General features: G+C 73.0%; 14 protein-coding genes. 8 read left to right on the forward strand and 6 right to left on the reverse strand.

Features of this window, described 5'->3' with window-relative positions; genetic code table 11:
• Positions 1 to 147 precede the first annotated feature (147 nt).
• Complete coding sequence (locus RTG05_RS07230) at positions 148 to 2,376, forward strand: thiamine pyrophosphate-dependent enzyme (protein ID WP_166528071.1); 2,229 nt, start codon at positions 148 to 150, stop codon at positions 2,374 to 2,376.
• Positions 2,373 to 4,028, forward strand: coding sequence for an indolepyruvate oxidoreductase subunit beta family protein (locus tag RTG05_RS07235; protein WP_166528072.1), 1,656 nt, complete (start codon positions 2,373 to 2,375; stop codon positions 4,026 to 4,028). Before RTG05_RS07230 ends, RTG05_RS07235 begins: the two co-directional genes overlap by 4 nt.
• A 129-nt stretch (positions 4,029 to 4,157) precedes the next feature.
• Here RTG05_RS07235 and RTG05_RS07240 read toward each other — a convergent pair whose 3' ends face one another.
• Complete coding sequence (locus RTG05_RS07240; protein ID WP_166528073.1) at positions 4,158 to 5,525, reverse strand: MFS transporter; 1,368 nt, start codon at positions 5,523 to 5,525, stop codon at positions 4,158 to 4,160.
• A gap of 362 nt (positions 5,526 to 5,887) precedes the next feature.
• Here RTG05_RS07240 and RTG05_RS07245 point away from each other — a divergent pair, with 362 nt between their 5' ends.
• From RTG05_RS07245 to RTG05_RS07270, 6 genes are all read left to right on the forward strand, one after another.
• Complete coding sequence (locus RTG05_RS07245; RefSeq protein WP_166528074.1) at positions 5,888 to 6,709, forward strand: fumarylacetoacetate hydrolase family protein; 822 nt, start codon at positions 5,888 to 5,890, stop codon at positions 6,707 to 6,709.
• Between the two features lie 9 nt (positions 6,710 to 6,718).
• The gene (locus RTG05_RS07250) at positions 6,719 to 7,213 is read left to right on the forward strand and encodes a cupin domain-containing protein (protein WP_166528075.1); all 495 of its coding nucleotides are present in this window, start codon (positions 6,719 to 6,721) and stop codon (positions 7,211 to 7,213) included.
• Entirely contained in the window at positions 7,210 to 8,139 is a 930-nt protein-coding gene (locus tag RTG05_RS07255; protein WP_166528076.1) for an acyl-CoA thioesterase, read from the forward strand. The genes RTG05_RS07250 and RTG05_RS07255 overlap by 4 nt, the downstream gene beginning before the upstream one ends.
• Before the next feature lie 64 nt (positions 8,140 to 8,203).
• The gene (locus tag RTG05_RS07260) at positions 8,204 to 9,862 is read left to right on the forward strand and encodes an AMP-binding protein (protein WP_166528077.1); all 1,659 of its coding nucleotides are present in this window, start codon (positions 8,204 to 8,206) and stop codon (positions 9,860 to 9,862) included.
• A 10-nt stretch (positions 9,863 to 9,872) separates the two neighbouring features.
• Positions 9,873 to 12,254 (forward strand): bifunctional salicylyl-CoA 5-hydroxylase/oxidoreductase, encoded by a 2,382-nt coding sequence (locus RTG05_RS07265; RefSeq protein WP_166528078.1) that lies wholly within the window; start codon positions 9,873 to 9,875, stop codon positions 12,252 to 12,254.
• Between the two features lie 34 nt (positions 12,255 to 12,288).
• Positions 12,289 to 12,696: an acyl-CoA thioesterase gene (locus RTG05_RS07270; protein WP_166528079.1), complete on the forward strand. Its 408-nt coding sequence runs from the start codon at positions 12,289 to 12,291 to the stop codon at positions 12,694 to 12,696.
• A 180-nt stretch (positions 12,697 to 12,876) separates the two neighbouring features.
• Here the strand turns inward: RTG05_RS07270 and RTG05_RS07275 are convergent, their stop codons facing one another.
• From RTG05_RS07275 to RTG05_RS07295, 5 genes are all read right to left on the reverse strand, one after another.
• Positions 12,877 to 14,259 carry an MFS transporter gene (locus RTG05_RS07275; protein ID WP_166528080.1) on the reverse strand — a complete coding sequence of 461 codons (1,383 nt, stop codon included), beginning with the start codon at positions 14,257 to 14,259 and terminating at the stop codon, positions 12,877 to 12,879.
• Positions 14,260 to 14,432: 173 nt separating this feature from the next.
• Entirely contained in the window at positions 14,433 to 14,813 is a 381-nt protein-coding gene (gene catC, locus RTG05_RS07280) for a muconolactone Delta-isomerase (RefSeq protein ID WP_208104842.1), read from the reverse strand.
• Positions 14,810 to 15,655 carry a catechol 1,2-dioxygenase gene (gene catA / locus RTG05_RS07285; RefSeq protein WP_166528081.1) on the reverse strand — a complete coding sequence of 282 codons (846 nt, stop codon included), beginning with the start codon at positions 15,653 to 15,655 and terminating at the stop codon, positions 14,810 to 14,812. Before catA ends, catC begins: the two co-directional genes overlap by 4 nt.
• Before the next feature lie 51 nt (positions 15,656 to 15,706).
• Positions 15,707 to 16,810, reverse strand: a complete 1,104-nt coding sequence (locus RTG05_RS07290; protein WP_166528082.1) for a mandelate racemase/muconate lactonizing enzyme family protein — start codon at positions 16,808 to 16,810, stop codon at positions 15,707 to 15,709.
• Positions 16,807 to 17,751, reverse strand: coding sequence for a LysR substrate-binding domain-containing protein (locus tag RTG05_RS07295; protein WP_166528083.1), 945 nt, complete (start codon positions 17,749 to 17,751; stop codon positions 16,807 to 16,809). Before RTG05_RS07295 ends, RTG05_RS07290 begins: the two co-directional genes overlap by 4 nt.
• Between the last annotated feature and the right edge of the window lie 123 nt (positions 17,752 to 17,874).

Genomic DNA, 17,874 nt, shown 5'->3' on the forward strand with positions numbered 1-17,874 from the left:
TAGGCAAGCGGCCGGCGGGCTCATATGCTGGCCCCCTGGCGAGCGTCACACGAACGACATACGAAGCCGAGCCGGTGGCCGTCTGCAGGCTGCCGCGTCGAGCACCGCTCCGAGTCCGTCGCGAGACCCACCCGAGGGGAGACCAGGATGGCCGAGAGGTCCTTCGCCGCCGAGGTCGGCAAGCTCCGGCTGCAGGCCGGTGAGACGTTCCGCGGAGAGGGCATCCTCGCGGTGACCAAGGCGCTCCTGCAGTCCGGCGTCGCCTACGTGGGCGGCTACCAGGGGGCGCCCATCTCCCACCTCATGGACGTCTTCGCCGACGCCCACGAGGTCCTCGACGAGCTGGGTGTCTACTTCGAGAACAGCGCCTCGGAGGCGACCGCGGCCGCGATGCTGGCCGCCTCGGTCCACCAGCCGCTGCGCGGCGCCATCACGTTCAAGTCGACGGTCGGGACGAACGTCGCGTCCGACCCGCTCGCGAACCTGGCCAGCGGCGGGGTGACCGGTGGGGCGCTCATCATCCTCGGCGAGGACTACGGCGAGGGCTCGAGCATCATGCAGGAGCGCTCGCACGCCTTCGCCATGAAGTCCCAGATGTGGCTGCTGGACCCGCGCCCCGACGTCGGGGCCATCGTCGACGCGGTCGAGGCCGGCTTCGGGTTGTCGGAGGCCAGCAACACCCCGGTCATGCTCGAGCTGCGGCTGCGGTCGTGCCACCTGCACGGCAGCTTCGTGGCCAAGGACAACCAGCGGCCGCGGATGACCGTCAAGGACGCCGTGGAGAACCCGGTGCGCGACGTCAGCCGCATCGTGCTCCCGCCGGCCTCCTTCCTGCACGAGAAGGAGAAGCGTGACCACCGGTGGCCGGCCGCGGTCCGGTACATCCGGGAGCACCAGCTCAACGAGGTCTTCGGCGAGGGGCTGGCCGACGTCGGCATCATCACGCAGGGCGGTCTCTACAACACCCTGAACCGCTCGCTGGAGCTGCTCGGCGCCTCCGACCCGTACGGCCGCACCCAGGTGCCCCTGTACGTCATGAACGTGACCTACCCGGTCGTCGACGAGGAGATCGTCGCGTTCTGCGCGGACAAGCGGGCGGTGCTGCTGCTCGAGGAGGGACAGCCGGACTACATCGAGCAGAACCTGCACGCCGTCCTGCGGCGCGCCGGCAGCGACACCGTGCTGCACGGCAAGGACCTGCTGCCCCTCGTCGGCGAGTACACGTCGACGGTCGTCACGCGCGGGGTCGACGCCTTCCTGCGTCGGTACCTGCCGGACGTCGTCGCGGGCACGCCGGCACTGCTCCGGGAGCCCTCGGACCCGGACAGTCCGTTCGCCCCGCGGGTCGCGGCCGAGGCCGTGCAGTCCCGGCCCCCGGGCCTGTGCACCGGCTGCCCCGAGCGCCCGATCTTCAGCGCGCTGAAGCTCGCCGAGCGCGAGGTGGGCAAGGAGCACCACGTCAGCGCGGACATCGGGTGCCACCTGTTCGCCATCAACGAGCCGTTCAACCTGGGCGCGACCACCATGGGCTACGGGCTGGGCTCGGCCGGGGCGGCGGCGCTGAACTCCAAGGACGCCGACCGCAGCACCGTCGCGATCATGGGCGACGGCGGCTTCTGGCACAACGGGCTGACCAGCGGCGTCGGCAACGCGGTGTTCAACGAGAACGACCAGCTGCTCCTGATCGTCGACAACGAGTACAGCGCGGCGACCGGCGGGCAGGACGTCCTCTCCTCGAGGGCGGACAACCCGCTGCGGTCGACCAGGCACCCCATCGAGGCGGCCGTCCGCGGCATCGGCGTCCGGTGGGCGAAGACCATCTCGAACACCTACGACGTCGCCCGGCTGAAGGACGTCTTCGTGCAGGCCCTCACCACGAAGGAACCGGGGCCCAAGGTGGTGGTGGCCCAGAGCGAGTGCCAGCTCAACCGCCAGCGCCGGGAGAAGCCGAAGCGGGCGAAGGCCATCGCCGCCGGGGAGCGGGTCGTCCGGGAGCGCTTCGGCGTGGACGCCGAGACCTGCACCGGCGACCACGCCTGCATCCGGATCTCCGGCTGCCCGTCCCTGACCATCACCGACAGTCCGGACCCGCTGCGCAGCGACCCGATCGCCACCGTGATCGACAGCTGCGTGGGCTGTGGCGTCTGCGGCGCGAACGCGCACGCCGCCGTGCTGTGCCCCTCCTTCTACCGCACCGACGTCGTGCACAACCCGACCGCCCGGGACCGGGCGCTGCGCTGGGTCCGCAGCCGGTGGATGACCGCGGCGTCCCGGGGCCTGGAGCGGCGGGTGGACCGCTACGAGGTGGACACCTCCGAACTGGTGGCGGCCGGCCCGGCCGGCACCGAGGTGGGCGGCTCGGAGGTGGTCTCGTGACCTCCTGGCGCGACGGGAACCGGCCGTTCACCCTCGCCGTCCTCGCCATGGGTGGTGAGGGTGGCGGCGTCCTCGCCGACTGGGTCGTCGCCGCCGGTGAGGAGGCGGGCTGGACCGCGCAGAACACCTCCGTGGCCGGCGTGGCGCAGCGCACCGGGGCCACGGTCTACTACGTCGAGATGCTGCCGCCCCCCCAGGAGGGGATCCCGGCCGGTGGCCGGGCGGCGCCCGTGCTGAGCTTGTTCCCGACGCCCGGCGAGGTCGACGTCGTCATCGCCTCCGAGCTGATGGAGTGCGGACGCGCCATCCAGCGGGGCTTCACCACCCCGGACCGGACGACGCTGATCACCTCGACCAACCGCGTGTACTCGATCGACGAGAGGATCCACCTCGGGGACGGCCGCGTCGACGCCGACGAGCTGCTCGCGGCCGCCGGTCGCAGCAGCCGGGTGCTCGTCGCCGCCGACTTCGCGGCCGTGGCCCAGAGTGCCGGCAGCGTGGTCAGTGCGTCGCTGTTCGGCGCGCTGGCCGGTACGGGCGTCCTGCCCTTCACCCGGGAGCAGTTCGAGGTCCCCATCCGGGCGTTCGCCAAGGCCGCCGACGCCTCGCTGCGTGCCTTCGCCGCCGGGTACGCCGTGGCCCAGGAGCAGGTCGCCGCAGCGGCGGGGGCACAGCGACCCGCGCGCCGTCCCGGCACCACCGGACCCGTGGCGCTCACCATCGGCCGGCGCCCGCAGACGGCCGCCGAGCGCAAGGCGGCCGAGGACCGGCGGCGCAACGCCGTGGCGGCGACGACGCCGGAGGCACTCGTCGGCCCGGCGCTGCGCGGGCAGGCCCGGGCCGTCCGCGAGCTGCCCGCCGCGGCCCGCTCGACCGTCCTGCACGGACTGGTCCGCACGTCGGTGTACCAGGACGTGGCCTACGCCGAGCTGTACCTGGAGCGGGTCCGGTCCCTCGCCGCGCTGGACCCGGACGCGGCCGGTGCCGCTGAGCTCACCACCGCGGCAGCCCGCAACCTCGCCCTGTGGATGTGCTACCAGGACACCATCCAGGTCGCCGCGCAGAAGACGCGGCGCAGCCGTCTGCAACGGGTGCGGGAGGAGGCGAAGGCGGAGGAGGGGCAGCTCGTCGAGGTCCGTGAGTACCTGCACCCCCGCGTCGAGGAGATCGCGGACACCCTGCCCACCCGGCTCGGGCGGTACCTGCTGCGATCCCGACCACTGACCCGCGTCATCGAGCGGGTCACCCGGGAGGGCATCGTCCTGAACACGACGTCGGTCCTGGGGTACACCCAGCTCGCCGTCCTGGCCCGCCTGCGGCCGGTCCGACCACGCTCCCTGCGCTTCGCGCGGGAGCAGGAGGGCATCGAGGAGTGGCTGCGTCTGGCCAGGGAGCTGGCCATGGACCAGCCGGCGCTGGCCCGCGAGGTGCTCGACTGCCAGCAGGTGCTCAAGGGCTACGGGGCCACCCACGCGCACGGCAGCGAGAGCCTGGCCCTGCTCCTGGACGCCGCCGGTCGACTCGCGGGCAGCGCGGACGCCGCCCCCCGCCTGGCGAGGCTGCGCACCGCCGCACTGGCCGACGAGGAGGGCGCCCGGCTCCGTGCCGAGGTGGGGCGGCTGGCCCCCTCCGCACCCGCGTCCCTCGCCTGACCCGTCCGTCCCGGGACACCCCTCCGGCCACGCACCGGGGACGCCGGGCTGGACCGCCCGGCGCCCCGACGCCGAACGGCGCTGCCCGACCCACCAGGGGCCGGGCAGCGCCGTTCGGCGTCGCGTCGGTCAGCCCACGTCGGTGGCGACGGGCCGCGCGCCGGCCCCGGCCGGCTGCACCCGTGCCGGCGACGGCACCCTCGGGATCAGTGCCACGGCCGCCGCGGCGATCGCGCCGATGACGGCGAAGACCACGAAGTTCCACTGGAAGGCGAGGTCCTGCGACCCGATCCACCCGCCGACGAGCGGACCGCAGATGGCGCCGATGCGGGCGAACGACAGGGCCCAGCCCGTCGCGGTCGCCCGGGAGTGCGCGGGGTAGTACTCGGCGACCCACCCGGTGAGCACGAGGGACGTCGAGATGGACCCGATCCCGGCCAGGGAGACGAACACGTAGTTGACCCAGATGTTGTTCGGGAACATCAGGAGCAGGATGCCCGCCGCGCCCAGCAGGTAGAAGACCACGAGGATCTTCTTCTTGCCCCGGGCGTCGGCGGTGCGACCGATCGCGATGCCGCCGATGGCCGAGGCGAGACTGAACACGACCAGGAAGGTCAGCGAGGACCCCAGGTCGTAGCCGGCGGAGCGCATGATCGACGGCAGCCAGGTGTTCAGGCCGTAGACCAGGAGCAGGCCGGAGAACAGCGCGATCCAGAAGAAGACCGTGGCCCTCAGGTACCGCCGCTCGAAGACGGCCGCCAACGACATCCGCCAGGTCGTGGGCGCGTGGGTGACGTCCACCGGGCGTGCCGACCAGTCCTGCTCGACGAACGGGTCGACGTGCAGGCGCCGCGCGAGGTCCGTGGCCTGCGCCCGCCGGCCCTTGCTGACCAGGTACTCCAGGGACTCCGGCAGGACCCGCCAGAGCACCGGGATCATCAGGACCGGGAGAGCACCCACCCCGACCACCCCGCGCCAGCCGATCGTGGGCAGGAAGGCCAGCGCGACCAGGGCGGAGGTCAGGATGCCGAGGGAGTACCCCGAGTACATCAGGCCGTAGTTGAACGACCGGCGCTGCGGAGGCGAGTACTCGATGGTCAGCGCGGCTGCCACCGGGATGATGCCGCCCATGCCGATGCCACCGAGCAGTCGGCACAGCCCGAACCAGCCGGGGGTCGGGGCGAGAGCCGCGCCCAGCTGCATGCTGGCGAAGATGAACAGGGAGACGATCAGCATGTTCTTGCGACCGACCCGGTCGGACAGCGAGCCGATCGTCATGGCGCCGATGAGCATGCCCACGAGCGCGTAGGAACCGAGGGCACCCAGCTCCAGGGGGCTGAGGGACCAGGCCGGGTCGTCGGCGAGCGCGGGGAGGACGGCGCCGAGCACGCCGACGTCGTACCCCTCGGCGAGGATCGCCGCCCAGCAGGCGACCAGGACCCGGTTCGTCGTCCGGACCGGGACCGGCCACGGCCGTTGCGTGTCGGTGGATGTCATCAGCTGCCTTCCTGCCTGGCCGTCGCTCGACGGCGTGTCCGTGCAGTCATCGGAGGAGGTCGTGACGTCTGTGCTGCAGGTCGGGCACGGGCCGGCAGGTCCGGCGGGCCGTCTGCACGTGGTCCTCGAGAGGTGGTGACCACCCGCGACGGATGGACGGGCGCCGCTGCGGCGAGGACCATATAAGCGTCGATCTACGGTCGTCAACAGACCGCCATAGAGGATCGTGGCCCCGGTCACACGCGCGCTCGGGTGGCATCGGGGCGCGGCCAGGACGAGCCCGGCCGGGTATTGACATCGAGTGACGCTCGTGAAAAATAGAACATGTCAGCTCCCCGGGGCGAGGTCGCAGGAGGCGCTCGATGCAGTTCGCGACGGTCCGATGCGCCGACGGTCGCCCCACCGCGGCGGTCAGCTGGGGCGCCGGCTGGCACCGTCTCCCGGCCCCCGACCTGTCGGCCTACCTGCGGACCTGCCTCGACCGGCCGGTCGACGAGCTCGCGGGCGAGGAGCTGGACGGTGCGGAGCTGGTGCTCCCGCTGCCCACGCCGGCCAAGGTCGTGTGCTGCGGGCTGAACTACGGCGACCACATCCGCGAGGTGGGACGTCCGGTGCCCGCGCACCCGACGCTGTTCGCCAAGTACGCCGACACGCTGACCGGGCCCTCCGACGTGGTGTCCCTGCCGCGTGGGGTCGACGTCGACTGGGAGGCCGAGCTGGCCGTCGTCGTCGGACGGGACCTGCGGGGCGCCGGCAAGGACGAGGCGGCGGCCGGCATCTGGGGCTACACCGTGGCCAACGACGTGTCTGTCCGCGACTGGCAGAACCGGACCCTGCAGTGGTTCCAGGGCAAGGCGTGGGACCGGACGACCCCGGTGGGGCCGGTCGTGGTGTCGGCCGACGAGATCGACCCCTGCGCCGGTGTCGAGGTCCTCACCCGGGTCGACGGCGTGGAACGCCAGCGCGGCAACACCGAGACGCTGGTCTTCGACGTCGCGGACCTCGTCGCCTACACCTCCACCTTCACCCGCCTCCGGCCCGGCGACCTCGTGCTGACCGGGACCCCGGGCGGCGTCGGGATGGGCATGACGCCACCGCTGTTCCTGCGCGACGGCCAGCTCCTGGAGACCGAGATCCCCGGCATCGGCGTCCTGCGCAACCCGATCGCCCTGACGACGACCTGAGGAGCCGACGTGCAGCCCTCCGAGAAGGACCTCCACAGCCCGCCGCTGCAGGGGGGCGACGCCAGGTACGCCGACGGGAACGGTCTGGTCGTCCCCGTGGTCACCCGTGGTGGTCTCGAGTCCCTGGACACCGGCCAGTCCTCGGGCGCCTCCCGCATCGCGGGGGTGAGCCCGCAGCACACCCCCGCGACCCGCATCTGGTTCGGCAAGGTCAGCAACGACCCCGGCTACCGGTCCGTGCCGCACCACCACGGCGAGGCCGAGACCGGCGGGTACGTCCTGTCGGGGCGCGCGCGGATCTACTTCGGCGAGGGGTACCGGGACTACCTGGACATGGAGGAGGGCGACTGGGTGTTCGTGCCGCCCCACATGCCGCACGTCGAGTGCAACCTCGACCGCAACCGGCCACTCACCTGGATGACCACGCGGACCCCGGACAACATCGTGGTCAACCTCGCCGACGTGGCCGACGCGGCCCTGAGGCACTGGGTCGACCGGCCGTGACCGGGTCACCGGGCGACGCGCCGACCTCCGCCGCGTTCACCGCCGCCATCACGCTCGACGAGCGACCGGCCCGGCACCACGACGTCGCCTACGCCGCCACGACCCAGCCCTGCCCGTGGCCCAAGGCCTACGGCGGGGACCTGGTCGCGGCCGCGGCGGCCGCCGCGATGCGGACGGTGCCCGAGGCGGGGGAGGGCGGGAAGTCGCTGCACTCCATGCACTCCTACTTCATGCGACCTGCCGACATCGGCGCGGAGGTCCTCTACGAGGTGGAGCTCCTGCGCGACGGTCGCGCCTACAGCACCCGCCACGTCCGCGGGTACCAGAACGGCAAGCCCGTCTACGTCGCGCTCGCCTCCTTCGCCACCGGGGAGCCGGGCGACTCCTACTCCCCGCAGCCACCGGCCGTGCCGGCGCCCGAGACGCTGCCCACCTCGGCGAAGTACCTCGCCGACCGCTCCGGCGGCACCATGACCGCGGAGTCCAAGGCCTACTGGAGCGGTGGCCGCAGCTTCGACATGCGCCACGTGCCCGGGCCGGTGTACCTGACCGTCGAGGGGGACCGGGCGCCGCACCAGGCCGTGTGGTTCCGTCCCCACGACCGGCTGCGCGAGGTCCCCGGGCTCTCGCGGGCGCAACGGGACACGGCCGCGCTGGCCTACGTCTGCGACTACACCATCCTCGAACCGGTGCTGCGCGTGCTGGGCCTGGCGTGGGCGCGTCCGGGGCTGGTCACCGCGAGCCTGGACCACGCGATGTGGTTCCACCGGGTCCCCGGGGACGGCGTCCTCGACGACTGGCTGCTCTACGCGCAGGAGGCCGGCCACGCCGGGTCCGGGCGCGGCGTCGGCACCGGGCGCATCTCCACCCGCGACGGGCAGCTGCTGGCCACCGTCGTCCAGGAGGGCATGACCCGGGTGTCCTGACTCCGCGTCCGGACCGCACCGCTCGTGAGCAGGACACACCCCTCCGGCTCCGGAAGGACCTCCGATGCAGCTGTCTCCCAGCGCCCACACGGACACCTTCGCCCGTGACCACCTGCCGCCGTTCGAGCAGTGGCCGCGGCTGGAGTTCACGACCCCGGAGCTGCAGTACCCCGAGCGGCTGAACGCGGCCGTCGAGCTCATCGACGTCGCGGTCGCCACCCACGGCCCCGACCGCCCGGCGCTCATGACCGACACCGGGGAGGTGTGGTCCTACGGCGAGCTCCAGCGCCGGACCAACCAGGTCGCGCAGGTGCTGGTCGAGGACCTCGGACTCGTGCCGGGGAACCGGGTGCTGCTGCGCTCCCCGAACACGCCGTGGACCGTCGCGGCCTGGCTGGGCGTGCTCAAGGCGGGCGGCATCGCCGTCGTCACCATGTGCGCCCTGCGCGCCCGGGACCTGGCCCCCGTCGTGCGGAAGTCCCGGCCGGCGATCGCGCTGGTCGACCACCGCCACGTGGCCGACGTCGAGGAGGTGCGCGACGCGGAGGCGCCACAGCTGCAGCTGGTGCCCGTGGGTGGCGGTGGCGCCGGTGACCTCGTGACCCGGTGCGCCGCCAAGTCCGGTCGCTTCACCGCGGTCGAGACGGCAGCCGACGACGTGGCGCTGTTCGGGCCGACGTCCGGCAGCACCGGGGTCCCCAAGCTGACCACGCACTTCCACCGGGACGTCCTGTCCGTCGACAACACCTTCGGCCGGCGGGTCCTCGGCCTGCGCCCCTCGGACCTCGTGGCCTGCACCGCGCCCCTCGCCTTCACCTTCGGGCTCGGCATGCTCGTCGTGTTCCCGCTGCGGGCCGGCGCCTGCTCGTTCCTGGTCGAGGCGGCGACGCCTGCCCGGCTGGCCGAGCTGGTGGAGCAGCACCGGGTCACGGTGCTGGCCACCGCACCCACCGCGTACAAGCAGGTCCTCAGGGCGGGGGAGGCCGGGCGGTTGCGCTCCCTCCGGGCGGCCGTCAGTGCCGGTGAGCACCTGCCGCCGCAGGTGTGGGAACGGTTCCGGGCCGAGCTGGGGCTGCGGATCATCGACGGGATCGGCGCCACCGAGCTGCTGCACATCTTCATCTCCGCCGCCGGCGACGACATCCGTCCCGGGGCGACCGGCAGGCCGGTCCCCGGGTACCGGGCCACCGTCCTCGGCCCGGACGGCGAGGAGCTGCCGCCCGGGGTCGAGGGGCGCCTGGCCGTGGTGGGTCCGATCGGCTGCCGCTACCTGGACGACGAGCGTCAGCGCGGCTACGTCGTCAACGGCTGGAACGTCACCGGGGACACCTTCTCCCGCGACGAGGACGGCTACTTCTACTTCCGGTCCCGCACCGACAACATGATCGTCTCCTCCGGCTACAACATCGGCGGCCCCGAGGTCGAGCTGGCCATCGACAGCCACCCGGACGTCGTCGAGTGCGCGGTCGTGGGCAAGCCGGACGTCGACCGGGGCTCCATCGTCTGTGCCTTCGTCGTGCTGCGCGAGGGCGTGGTCGGGGACGAGGCCAAGGCCGAGGAGATCCAGGACCACGTCAAGCAGCAGCTGGCGCCCTACAAGTACCCCCGCGAGGTGCACTTCCTCGCCTCCCTGCCGCGCAACTCCAGCGGCAAGCTCCAGCACTACGTCCTGCGCAACAGCATCCGTGACGAGCAGGCGGGCGCCCTCGCCCGCTCGCAGTGAGAGGAACCTCGTGAAGATCGCAATCGCCGGCGGTGGTCCGGGTGGGCTCTACCTCGCCGCCCTGCTCAAGCAGCTCGACGTCGCCCACGAGGTCACCGTGTGGGAGCGCAACGCCCCCGACGACACCTTCGGGTTCGGTGTGGTCTTCTCCGACGAGACCCTGGGCGCCATCGAGGGCGCCGACACGGTCATCCACGAGCAGATGGCCAGCCGCTTCGCCCGGTGGACCGACATCGACATCGAGGTCGACGGCCACCCGTTCACCGTCGGCGGCCAGGGCTTCGCGGCCATGGGGCGCAAGGACCTGCTGCGTCTGCTGCAGGACCGAGCGGCGGAGCTGGACGTGACGGTCCACTACCGGACGGAGGCGCCGGACGTCGACGAGCTCCGTGCCACCCACGACCTGGTCGTCGCCGCGGACGGCCTCAACTCGCCCATCCGCACGAAGCACGCCGACGTCTTCCGCCCCACCCTGGACTACCGCCGGAACAAGTACATCTGGCTCGGCACGGACCTCGTGTTCGAGGCGTTCCAGTTCTTCGTCAAGCAGACGGAGTGGGGGACCATGCAGATCCACGGGTACCCCTACTCCGACAGCGCGTCGACGTTCATCGTCGAGATGCACGAGGACGTCTGGCGCCGGGCGGGCTTCGACGCCACCGAGCACGAGACCTTCCCCCCGGGCGTCTCCGACGAGTACGCGGTCGAGCGGATCCGGCAGGTCTTCGCCGACGAGCTCGCCGGGCACCGGGTGCTGACCAACAACTCCAAGTGGCTGAGCTTCGCCACCGTCCGCAACGACTGCTGGCACCACGGCAACGTGGTCCTCCTGGGGGACGCGGCGCACACCGCGCACTTCTCCATCGGGTCGGGCACCAAGCTGGCGATGGAGGACGCCCTGGCGCTGGCGGCCTGCCTGCACGAGAACCCGACCGTGGAGGAGGCCCTGGAGGCCTACCAGGTGGAACGCAAGCCGGTCGTCGAGTCGACCCAGCGGGCGGCGCAGGCCTCCCTGGAGTGGTTCGAGAACATCGGCATGTACGCCGGCCAGGAGCCGGCCCAGTTCTGCTTCAACCTGCTGACCCGCTCGCGCCGGATCACCTTCGAGAACCTGCAGGAGCGGGACCGGGAGTTCGCCTACCGCGTCGAGTCCGCGTTCGCGGAGGAGAACGGGGCGGCGGAGGTGGCGCCGGCGATGTTCCAGCCCGTCGACATCGGCCCGCTGCGACTGCACAACCGCGTCGTCCTCTCGCCGATGGACATGTACAGCGCCCAGGACGGCGTGCCCAACGACTTCCACCTGGTGCACCTGGGCTCCAAGGCCCTCGGCGGTGCTGGGCTGGTCATGACCGAGATGGTCTGCACCTCACCCGAGGCGCGGATCACGCCCGGCTGCACCGGGTTGTGGAACGACGAGCAGTGCGAGGCCTACCGCCGGATCACGGACTTCGTGCACCAGCGCACCCCGGCCAAGATCGGTCTGCAGCTGGGGCACTCGGGCCGCAAGGGGTCGACCCGGCTGATGTGGGAGGGCATCGACGAACCGCTGCTGGAGAACAACTGGGAGGTCATCAGCCCCTCCCCGTTGCCCTACGGCGAGGGGTCGCACCCCCCGCGCGAGGCCTCCGCGGCCGACCTGGAGGGGGTGGTCGCCGACTTCGTCGCGGCGGCCGAGCGGGGTGTCCGGGCGGGCTTCGACCTCATCGAGCTGCACGCGGCGCACGGCTACCTGCTCTCCTCGTTCCTCTCGCCCATCTCCAACCAGCGGACCGACGAGTACGGCGGCTCGCTGGGCAACCGGTTGCGCTTCCCGCTCGCCGTCTTCGACGCCGTGCGTGCCGTCGTCCCCGAGACCATCCCCGTGACCGTCCGCATCTCGGCGCACGACTGGATGCCGGACGGCAACACCGAACACGACGCCGTGGAGATCGCCCGCGCGTTCGTCGAGCACGGCGCGGCGGCCATCGACGTGTCGTCGGGGCAGGTGGCGAAGGACGAGCAGCCGGTGTTCGGGCGGTCCTACCAGACCCCCTTCGCCGACCGGATCCGCCAGACCGTCGCCGTGCCCGCCGGGGCGAAGGTCATCGCCGTCGGCGCCATCTCGTCCTACGACGACGTCAACTCGATCCTGCTCGCCGGCCGCGCCGACCTCTGCGCGCTGGGGCGCACGCACCTCTACGACCCGCAGTGGACCCTGCACGCCGCGGCCGAGCAGGAGTACCAGGGCCCGGGCGCGCCGTGGCCGGACCAGTTCCGCGCCGGCCGACGCAAGCCCCCGACCTCGCGCACGGACAAGGTGCCCCCGCGGCTGGCCCTGCTCCGAGCGGGGAACGCCGACCCGGTCCACCTGCGGTGGACGCCGCACCGTGACGACGCCGCCCGGCCCGCCTGAGGACGGGGCGGTCCGGGGGGTCCACCGCGGTCGAGTGGAGTGGATCGACACCGACGCCGCGGGGATCCACCACAACACGGCGATCACCCGCTACACCGAGAGCGCCGAGGCGGCGTTGATGCGCTCGCGGGGCCTGCAGCAGGCGTACTTCCCGCGGGCCCCGCGGGTGCGCTACGAGGTCGACGTCGAGGCACCCCTGCGGGTCGGGCAGGAGCTGACCGCCGTGGTGGACCTGGTACGGATCGGCACGTCGTCGATGACGTTCGCCTTCGAGGTCTGGGGCGAGGCGTTCGCCGGCCACCCCCGGCGGCGTGCGGCGGCCGGTCGGTTCGTCACCGTGCACCTCACGGGGGAGCACGCCGGCGACGTCCCGGCGCGCAGCAGTCCCTGGCCGGCTGAGTGGGTCGCCGCCCTGCGTCCGGGGGGTCCGGCGGTGGGGTGAGGTCGTCGCGTCCCCCCGCTCCGGCCCGGAGCGACGCCGTCGCATCGGCGTGGCGCCCCCCGGCTCGCGGAGCCGGGTGTGGCGGTCCGCGAGCGGCGCGGCGGTCCTGCGCCCGGGATCGACGCGGGCGCGCCCCGGTCCTCGACGTCCGGGTCGACGTCGGGGACCGGGGCGCTGTGCTCACTCGGCGGTGGGCACCAGCCGCTCGCTCGGCGCCGGGGTGGGCGTCGGGAGCCCGCCACCCCGGGCCGACGGCGCGGTGCGGGACTCCGCCTTGGGCACGACCAGCGTCAGGAGGCTGCCGAACACGGCGAGCGCGGTCAGCACGTAGAAGATCGAGTTCAGGGCCAGGCCCGAGGCGATGAGCAGGCCACCGATCAGCGGACCGCCGATCCCGCCGAGGCGTCCGAAGCCGGCGCACCAGGCCACACCGGCGCTGCGGACGTTCGTGCGGTAGTAGGTGGCCACGAAGCCGTAGATGAGGATCTGCGTCCCGCTGGTGCCCAGCCCGACCACCGCGACGAACGCCAGCAGCACGCCGAGCGGGAGGCTGACGGTGAGCAGCGCGAGCGCCAGCGCGCCCAGCAGGAAGGAGCCGGCGACGACGTGTTTGGGCCCGTACCGGTCGGCGAAGCGGGAGGCGACCAGGGCCCCCAGGACGGCGCCACCGTTGAGGACCAGCAGGAAGGCGAGCGACCCGTTGGTGGAGAACCCGGCCCGCCCCATCAGCTCGGGCAACCAGGTGTTCAGGGCGTACACCAGCAGCAGCCCGGTGGCGCTGAGCAGGCCCAGCAGGACGGTCGGCAGCAGGTAGGTGCGGCTGGCCAGCCCGGCGAAGCCGGCCCGTTGCGCGGTCACCGACTCCGCGGTCGGCACGTCGGCCGCCCTCGCCTCGCTGATGGCGACCCCGGTCCGCGCGGCCACCGCCCGGGCCTCGTCGAGCCGGCCCCGGGAGGCCAGCCAGGCCGGTGACTCCGGCATCTTCAGGTAGGCCAGCGGCAGCAGCGTCACCAGCGGCAGGGCGCCGATGAGGAACATGCCGCGCCAGCCGATCGCGTCGAGCAGCAGGATGGCCAGCAGCGCGGCGAGCAGGCTGCCCAGCGGCACCCCGGAGTAGGTGATCGCGTTGGCCAGGTTCTTCCGCCCCGCCGGTGCGAACTCGGCCACGAGCGCCCCGGTGGTGGCCACCAGCGCGCCGACCCCGATGCCGGTGACGAAGCGCATCAGGCCGAAGACCGCCGTGGTCGTGGCCAGCGCGGTGAGGGCCATGCCGACGGAGAACCACGCGTAGGCGGTGAGCATGACCTTCCGCCGGCCGATGACGTCCGCGACGCTGCCGGCCAGCAGCGCGCCGACCAGCACACCGACGAGGGCGTAGCTGCCGAGCGCGCCGGCCACGGCCGGCGTCACCTCGCCGAGCTGGCCCGGGTCGCGCAGGAACAGCGGGACGACGGTGCCGTAGACGACGAGGTCGTAGCCGTCGAAGACCAGGCCGACCGTGGCCAGCGAGACGATCCACGTGACCGACCTGCGGCGGAGCGCGTCCTGTCGGGTTGATGCCACTGCACTTCTCCTCGGGGTGTGGGCGTGCGGCGGCCGCCGCAGGGCAGGGGGCACCCGGCGAGCGAGGTCGCCACGGGGGATGGGGAGGACCGGCCGGGCGGACGTGCCGGGCGGCCGGGTGGGGCGGGTGGTGCCGGGGACCGGTCGGACGGTGGGTCAGCGACCGCGGCGGCTCAGTGCGCCGGGTCCTGCGCGGTGTCCTGTTGCGCCGGGTCCTGCGCGGTGTCTCCGTGCGCCGGGTCCTGCGCGGTGTGTCCGTGCGCCGGGTCCTGCGCGATGTCCGACGGGTGGGGCGCCAGCGGGGTCACCGTGATGCTCATGTACGGGAACAGCGGCAGACCCCAGAGGATCTCGTGCAGCTGCTCGTTGCTGTCGACGGCGAAGACGCTGAGGTTGGCGTACTGGCCGACGCAGCGCCAGATGTGCGGCCAGTGCCCGGAGCGCTGCCACTGCTGGGAGTAGGCCCTCTCCCGGGCGAGCAGGTCCTCGCGTGCCGCCGGGTCCATGCCCGGCGGCAGCGCGACGTCCATCCGGACCGCGTAGAGCTGGCTCACGCGGCCGGGTCCAGGGCGAAGTCGTAGGTGACCTCCTCACCCGTCCCCGAGGACGCCGGGGTCGGGCGCAGCACGAGCTCGGGCTTCACCGCCTGGGCGACGTCGTCCTCGACGTGCTCCCCGCCCTCGAAGTACAGCTGGGTGGTGACCAGCTGCGTGCCGGGGGCGGACACCTTGAGGTGCAGGTGGGCCGGGCGCCAGGCGTGCCAGCCGGCCGCGGCGATGAGCGCACCGCAGGCCCCGTCGGTCGGGATCTGGTAGGGCGCGGGCCTGACGGTGTGGAACGCGAAGTGCCCGTCCGGCCCGGTGGTGATGGTGCCGCGCAGGTTCCACTCGGGGATCCCCGGCGCGAACTGCGAGTAGAACCCGTCGTCGTCGGCGTGCCACAGCTCGACCCGGGCGTCCTCCAGCGGGGCGCCGTCGAGGTCGGTCACGGTGCCCTGGAACAGGAACGGGGTGCCCTTCTCGCCGTCGCGCATCGGCAGGCTGGCCTCGCTGCGGAACTCCGGCGAGCCCGGGATGTAGTACGGGCCCTCGATGGTGCCGCTGGTGCCCAGCCGGTCGGCGTTGACCACCTCCTCGACCACGTGCTCGAGCCAGACGTCGAGGAACAGCGGCCACTCGCCGTCCTCGCCGACGCGGATCAGCCACGCCTTGAGGGCGTCGTACTCGGCGTAGTGGACGTGGTGCTTGCGGATGACCTCGTGCAGCGCCTGGATCACGTCGGTGGCGATGGCCGAGATGCGGGCCTGGTCGACAGCGCCGGCGCGGACCTCCTTCTGGGAGAAGCGCTCGGTGGCCGAGCGGCCGGAACCGGCGGCGGTGGGGGTGGGTGCACTCACGGGGTCCTCCTGTGTCGGTGCGGTGGGGATGGGGGCGGTGCGGGGCGGGACCTAGCGGTCCTGGCGGTAGCGGGCGAGCTTGTCGGGGTCGATCTCGACCCCGATCCCGGGGCCGGGACGGACGACGAGCTCGCCGCCGGAGATCCCCAGCGGCTCGGTGAGCAGGTCGTCGCTCATGTCCAGGAAGTTGGACAGCTCACCGGCCCGTCGCGACGAGCTGCGGTGGGCGGCGCCGAAGGCGACCGTGCAGGCGGTGCCGAGCTGGCCGTCGATCTGGTTGCCCATGACGACCTCGGCCCCGAGGCCCTCGCACTGGTGCAGGATGCGCTGGGAGGTGCTGAAGCCACTGCGGGCGGTCTTGATGCTGATCGCGGTCGCCGAGCCGCCGAGCAGCTCGCGGGTCACCTCACCGGGCGTCGTGGCGCTCTCGTCGGCGACGGTCGGTACCGCCGTGCGGGCCGTGAGCCAACGGCGGCCGAGCACGTCGTCGGCCGGGCAGAGCTCCTCGGCGAGGGTCAGGTCGAGGTCGGCCATGGCCTGCAGCGCACGCGCCGCCTCCGACGGCGTCCAGCCGCGGTTGCCGTCCACGTAGAGCTCGACGCCCGGACCGAGGGCGGCCCGCAGCGCCCGGCAGGCGCCGACGTCGAGGTCCACCGGGCGCCGGCCGACCTTCACCTTGAACGTGGTGATGCCGTGCCGGTCGCGGACGCGTTCGGCCTCGGCGACCATCTCGGCGTCGGGCGCGAACCCGACCATGTGCGAGACGCGCATCCGGTCGGTCCAGCCGCCCAGGAGCTGGGTCACCGGCAGGTCCAGCGTGCGGCCCAGGGCGTCCCAGACAGCCATGTCGACGGCCGCCTTCGCCGCCGGGTTGCCCACCGTGCGCTCCGTGCGCGCCCGTGCGGTCTCGCGCTCGAGCAGGGTGAGGCCCGTCAGCGCGGGGGCGAACAGCTGCTCGACGACTGCGACGATGGAGGCCTGCGTCTCCCCGTAGGTGTACGGCCGCGGCGGGGCCTCGGCGATCCCGACCACGCCGTCGTCGGTGTGCACCCGGACCAGCACGTGGTCGGCGACGTGCACCTCCCCGCTGGCGAAGCGCAGCGGCTTGCGGTACGGGATGGCGAACGGGATCGCCTCGACCCGGACGATCTTCACAGGGCTCCTCCGTGGGGGACGGCGTCCGGGGTGGACGGACCGGTGAGGGCGGTGTCCGGTGCGATGAACCCGTTGGCCTCCAGCGCGTCCAGCAGCCGGGCCAGGGCGGGGGAGGGGTCGTCCCGGCGCCAGGCGAGTGCCAGGTCGACGTGCACGTCGTCGGCGACGGGCACGAAGCGCACGCCGTCCACCCGCAGGGCCAGCACCGACTCGGGCAGCACGGCGACCCCCAGCCCGGCGGCGACCAGGGTGAGCACGATCGAGCTCTCCGCGGCCTGGTGGGTGCGGCGCGGCAGGAAGCCGGCGGCCAGGCACGCCTGGGTCACCACGGTGTCGACGACGGAGTCGCGGACGCCGTAGACCACGAAGTCCTCGTCGCGCAGCTCAAGGAGCCGCACCGGCTCCTCGCCGTCGAGCCGGTGGCTGGTCGGGGTGGCGAGGACCAGGCGCTCGCGGGCGATCAGCCGGGACGACGCCCCGGTCCGGCGCAGCGGGGGCCGGAGCACGGCGAGGTCGATCCGGTCCTCCTCCAGCGCGGTCTCCTGCGCCGGGGTGAGCAGGTCGGGCCGGAACCGCAGCACCAGGCCGGGCACCTCCCGGGTGGCGATCCGGGCCAGCTGGGGCAGGTGCCGGAAGGCGGCCAGCCCGGTCGCGCCGACCCGGAGCAGCCCGGTGTGCCCGTCACCGACGAGCCGGACCCGGGCCCGGGCGGCCTCCACCGACTCGAGGACGCGCTCCGCGTCGCGCAGGAGCGCCTCGCCGGCGGGCGTCAGCTCGACCCGCCGCGTCGTCCGGGTGAACAGCGTGGCCCCGAGCTGGTGCTCCAGCTGCCGGATGGCCTGGGACAGCGGGGACTGGGCCATGTGCAGCTCGTCGGCCGCCCGCCCGAAGTGCAGGGTGCGGGCGACGGTGACGAAGTAGTGCAGCTGGCGGATCTCCATGCGCCCTCCTCCGTCGGCGTCCCCGGTCCGCCCGGCGCGGTCCCTGGTGTGACGCGGTCAACGTAGGGGCGGCGGTCGTGTAGGGACAAAGACCGATTCCGGCTCGATCCAGACACCGAGAGT

The organism is Geodermatophilus sp. DSM 44513 (assembly GCF_032460525.1).
Lineage (GTDB): Bacteria > Actinomycetota > Actinomycetes > Mycobacteriales > Geodermatophilaceae > Geodermatophilus.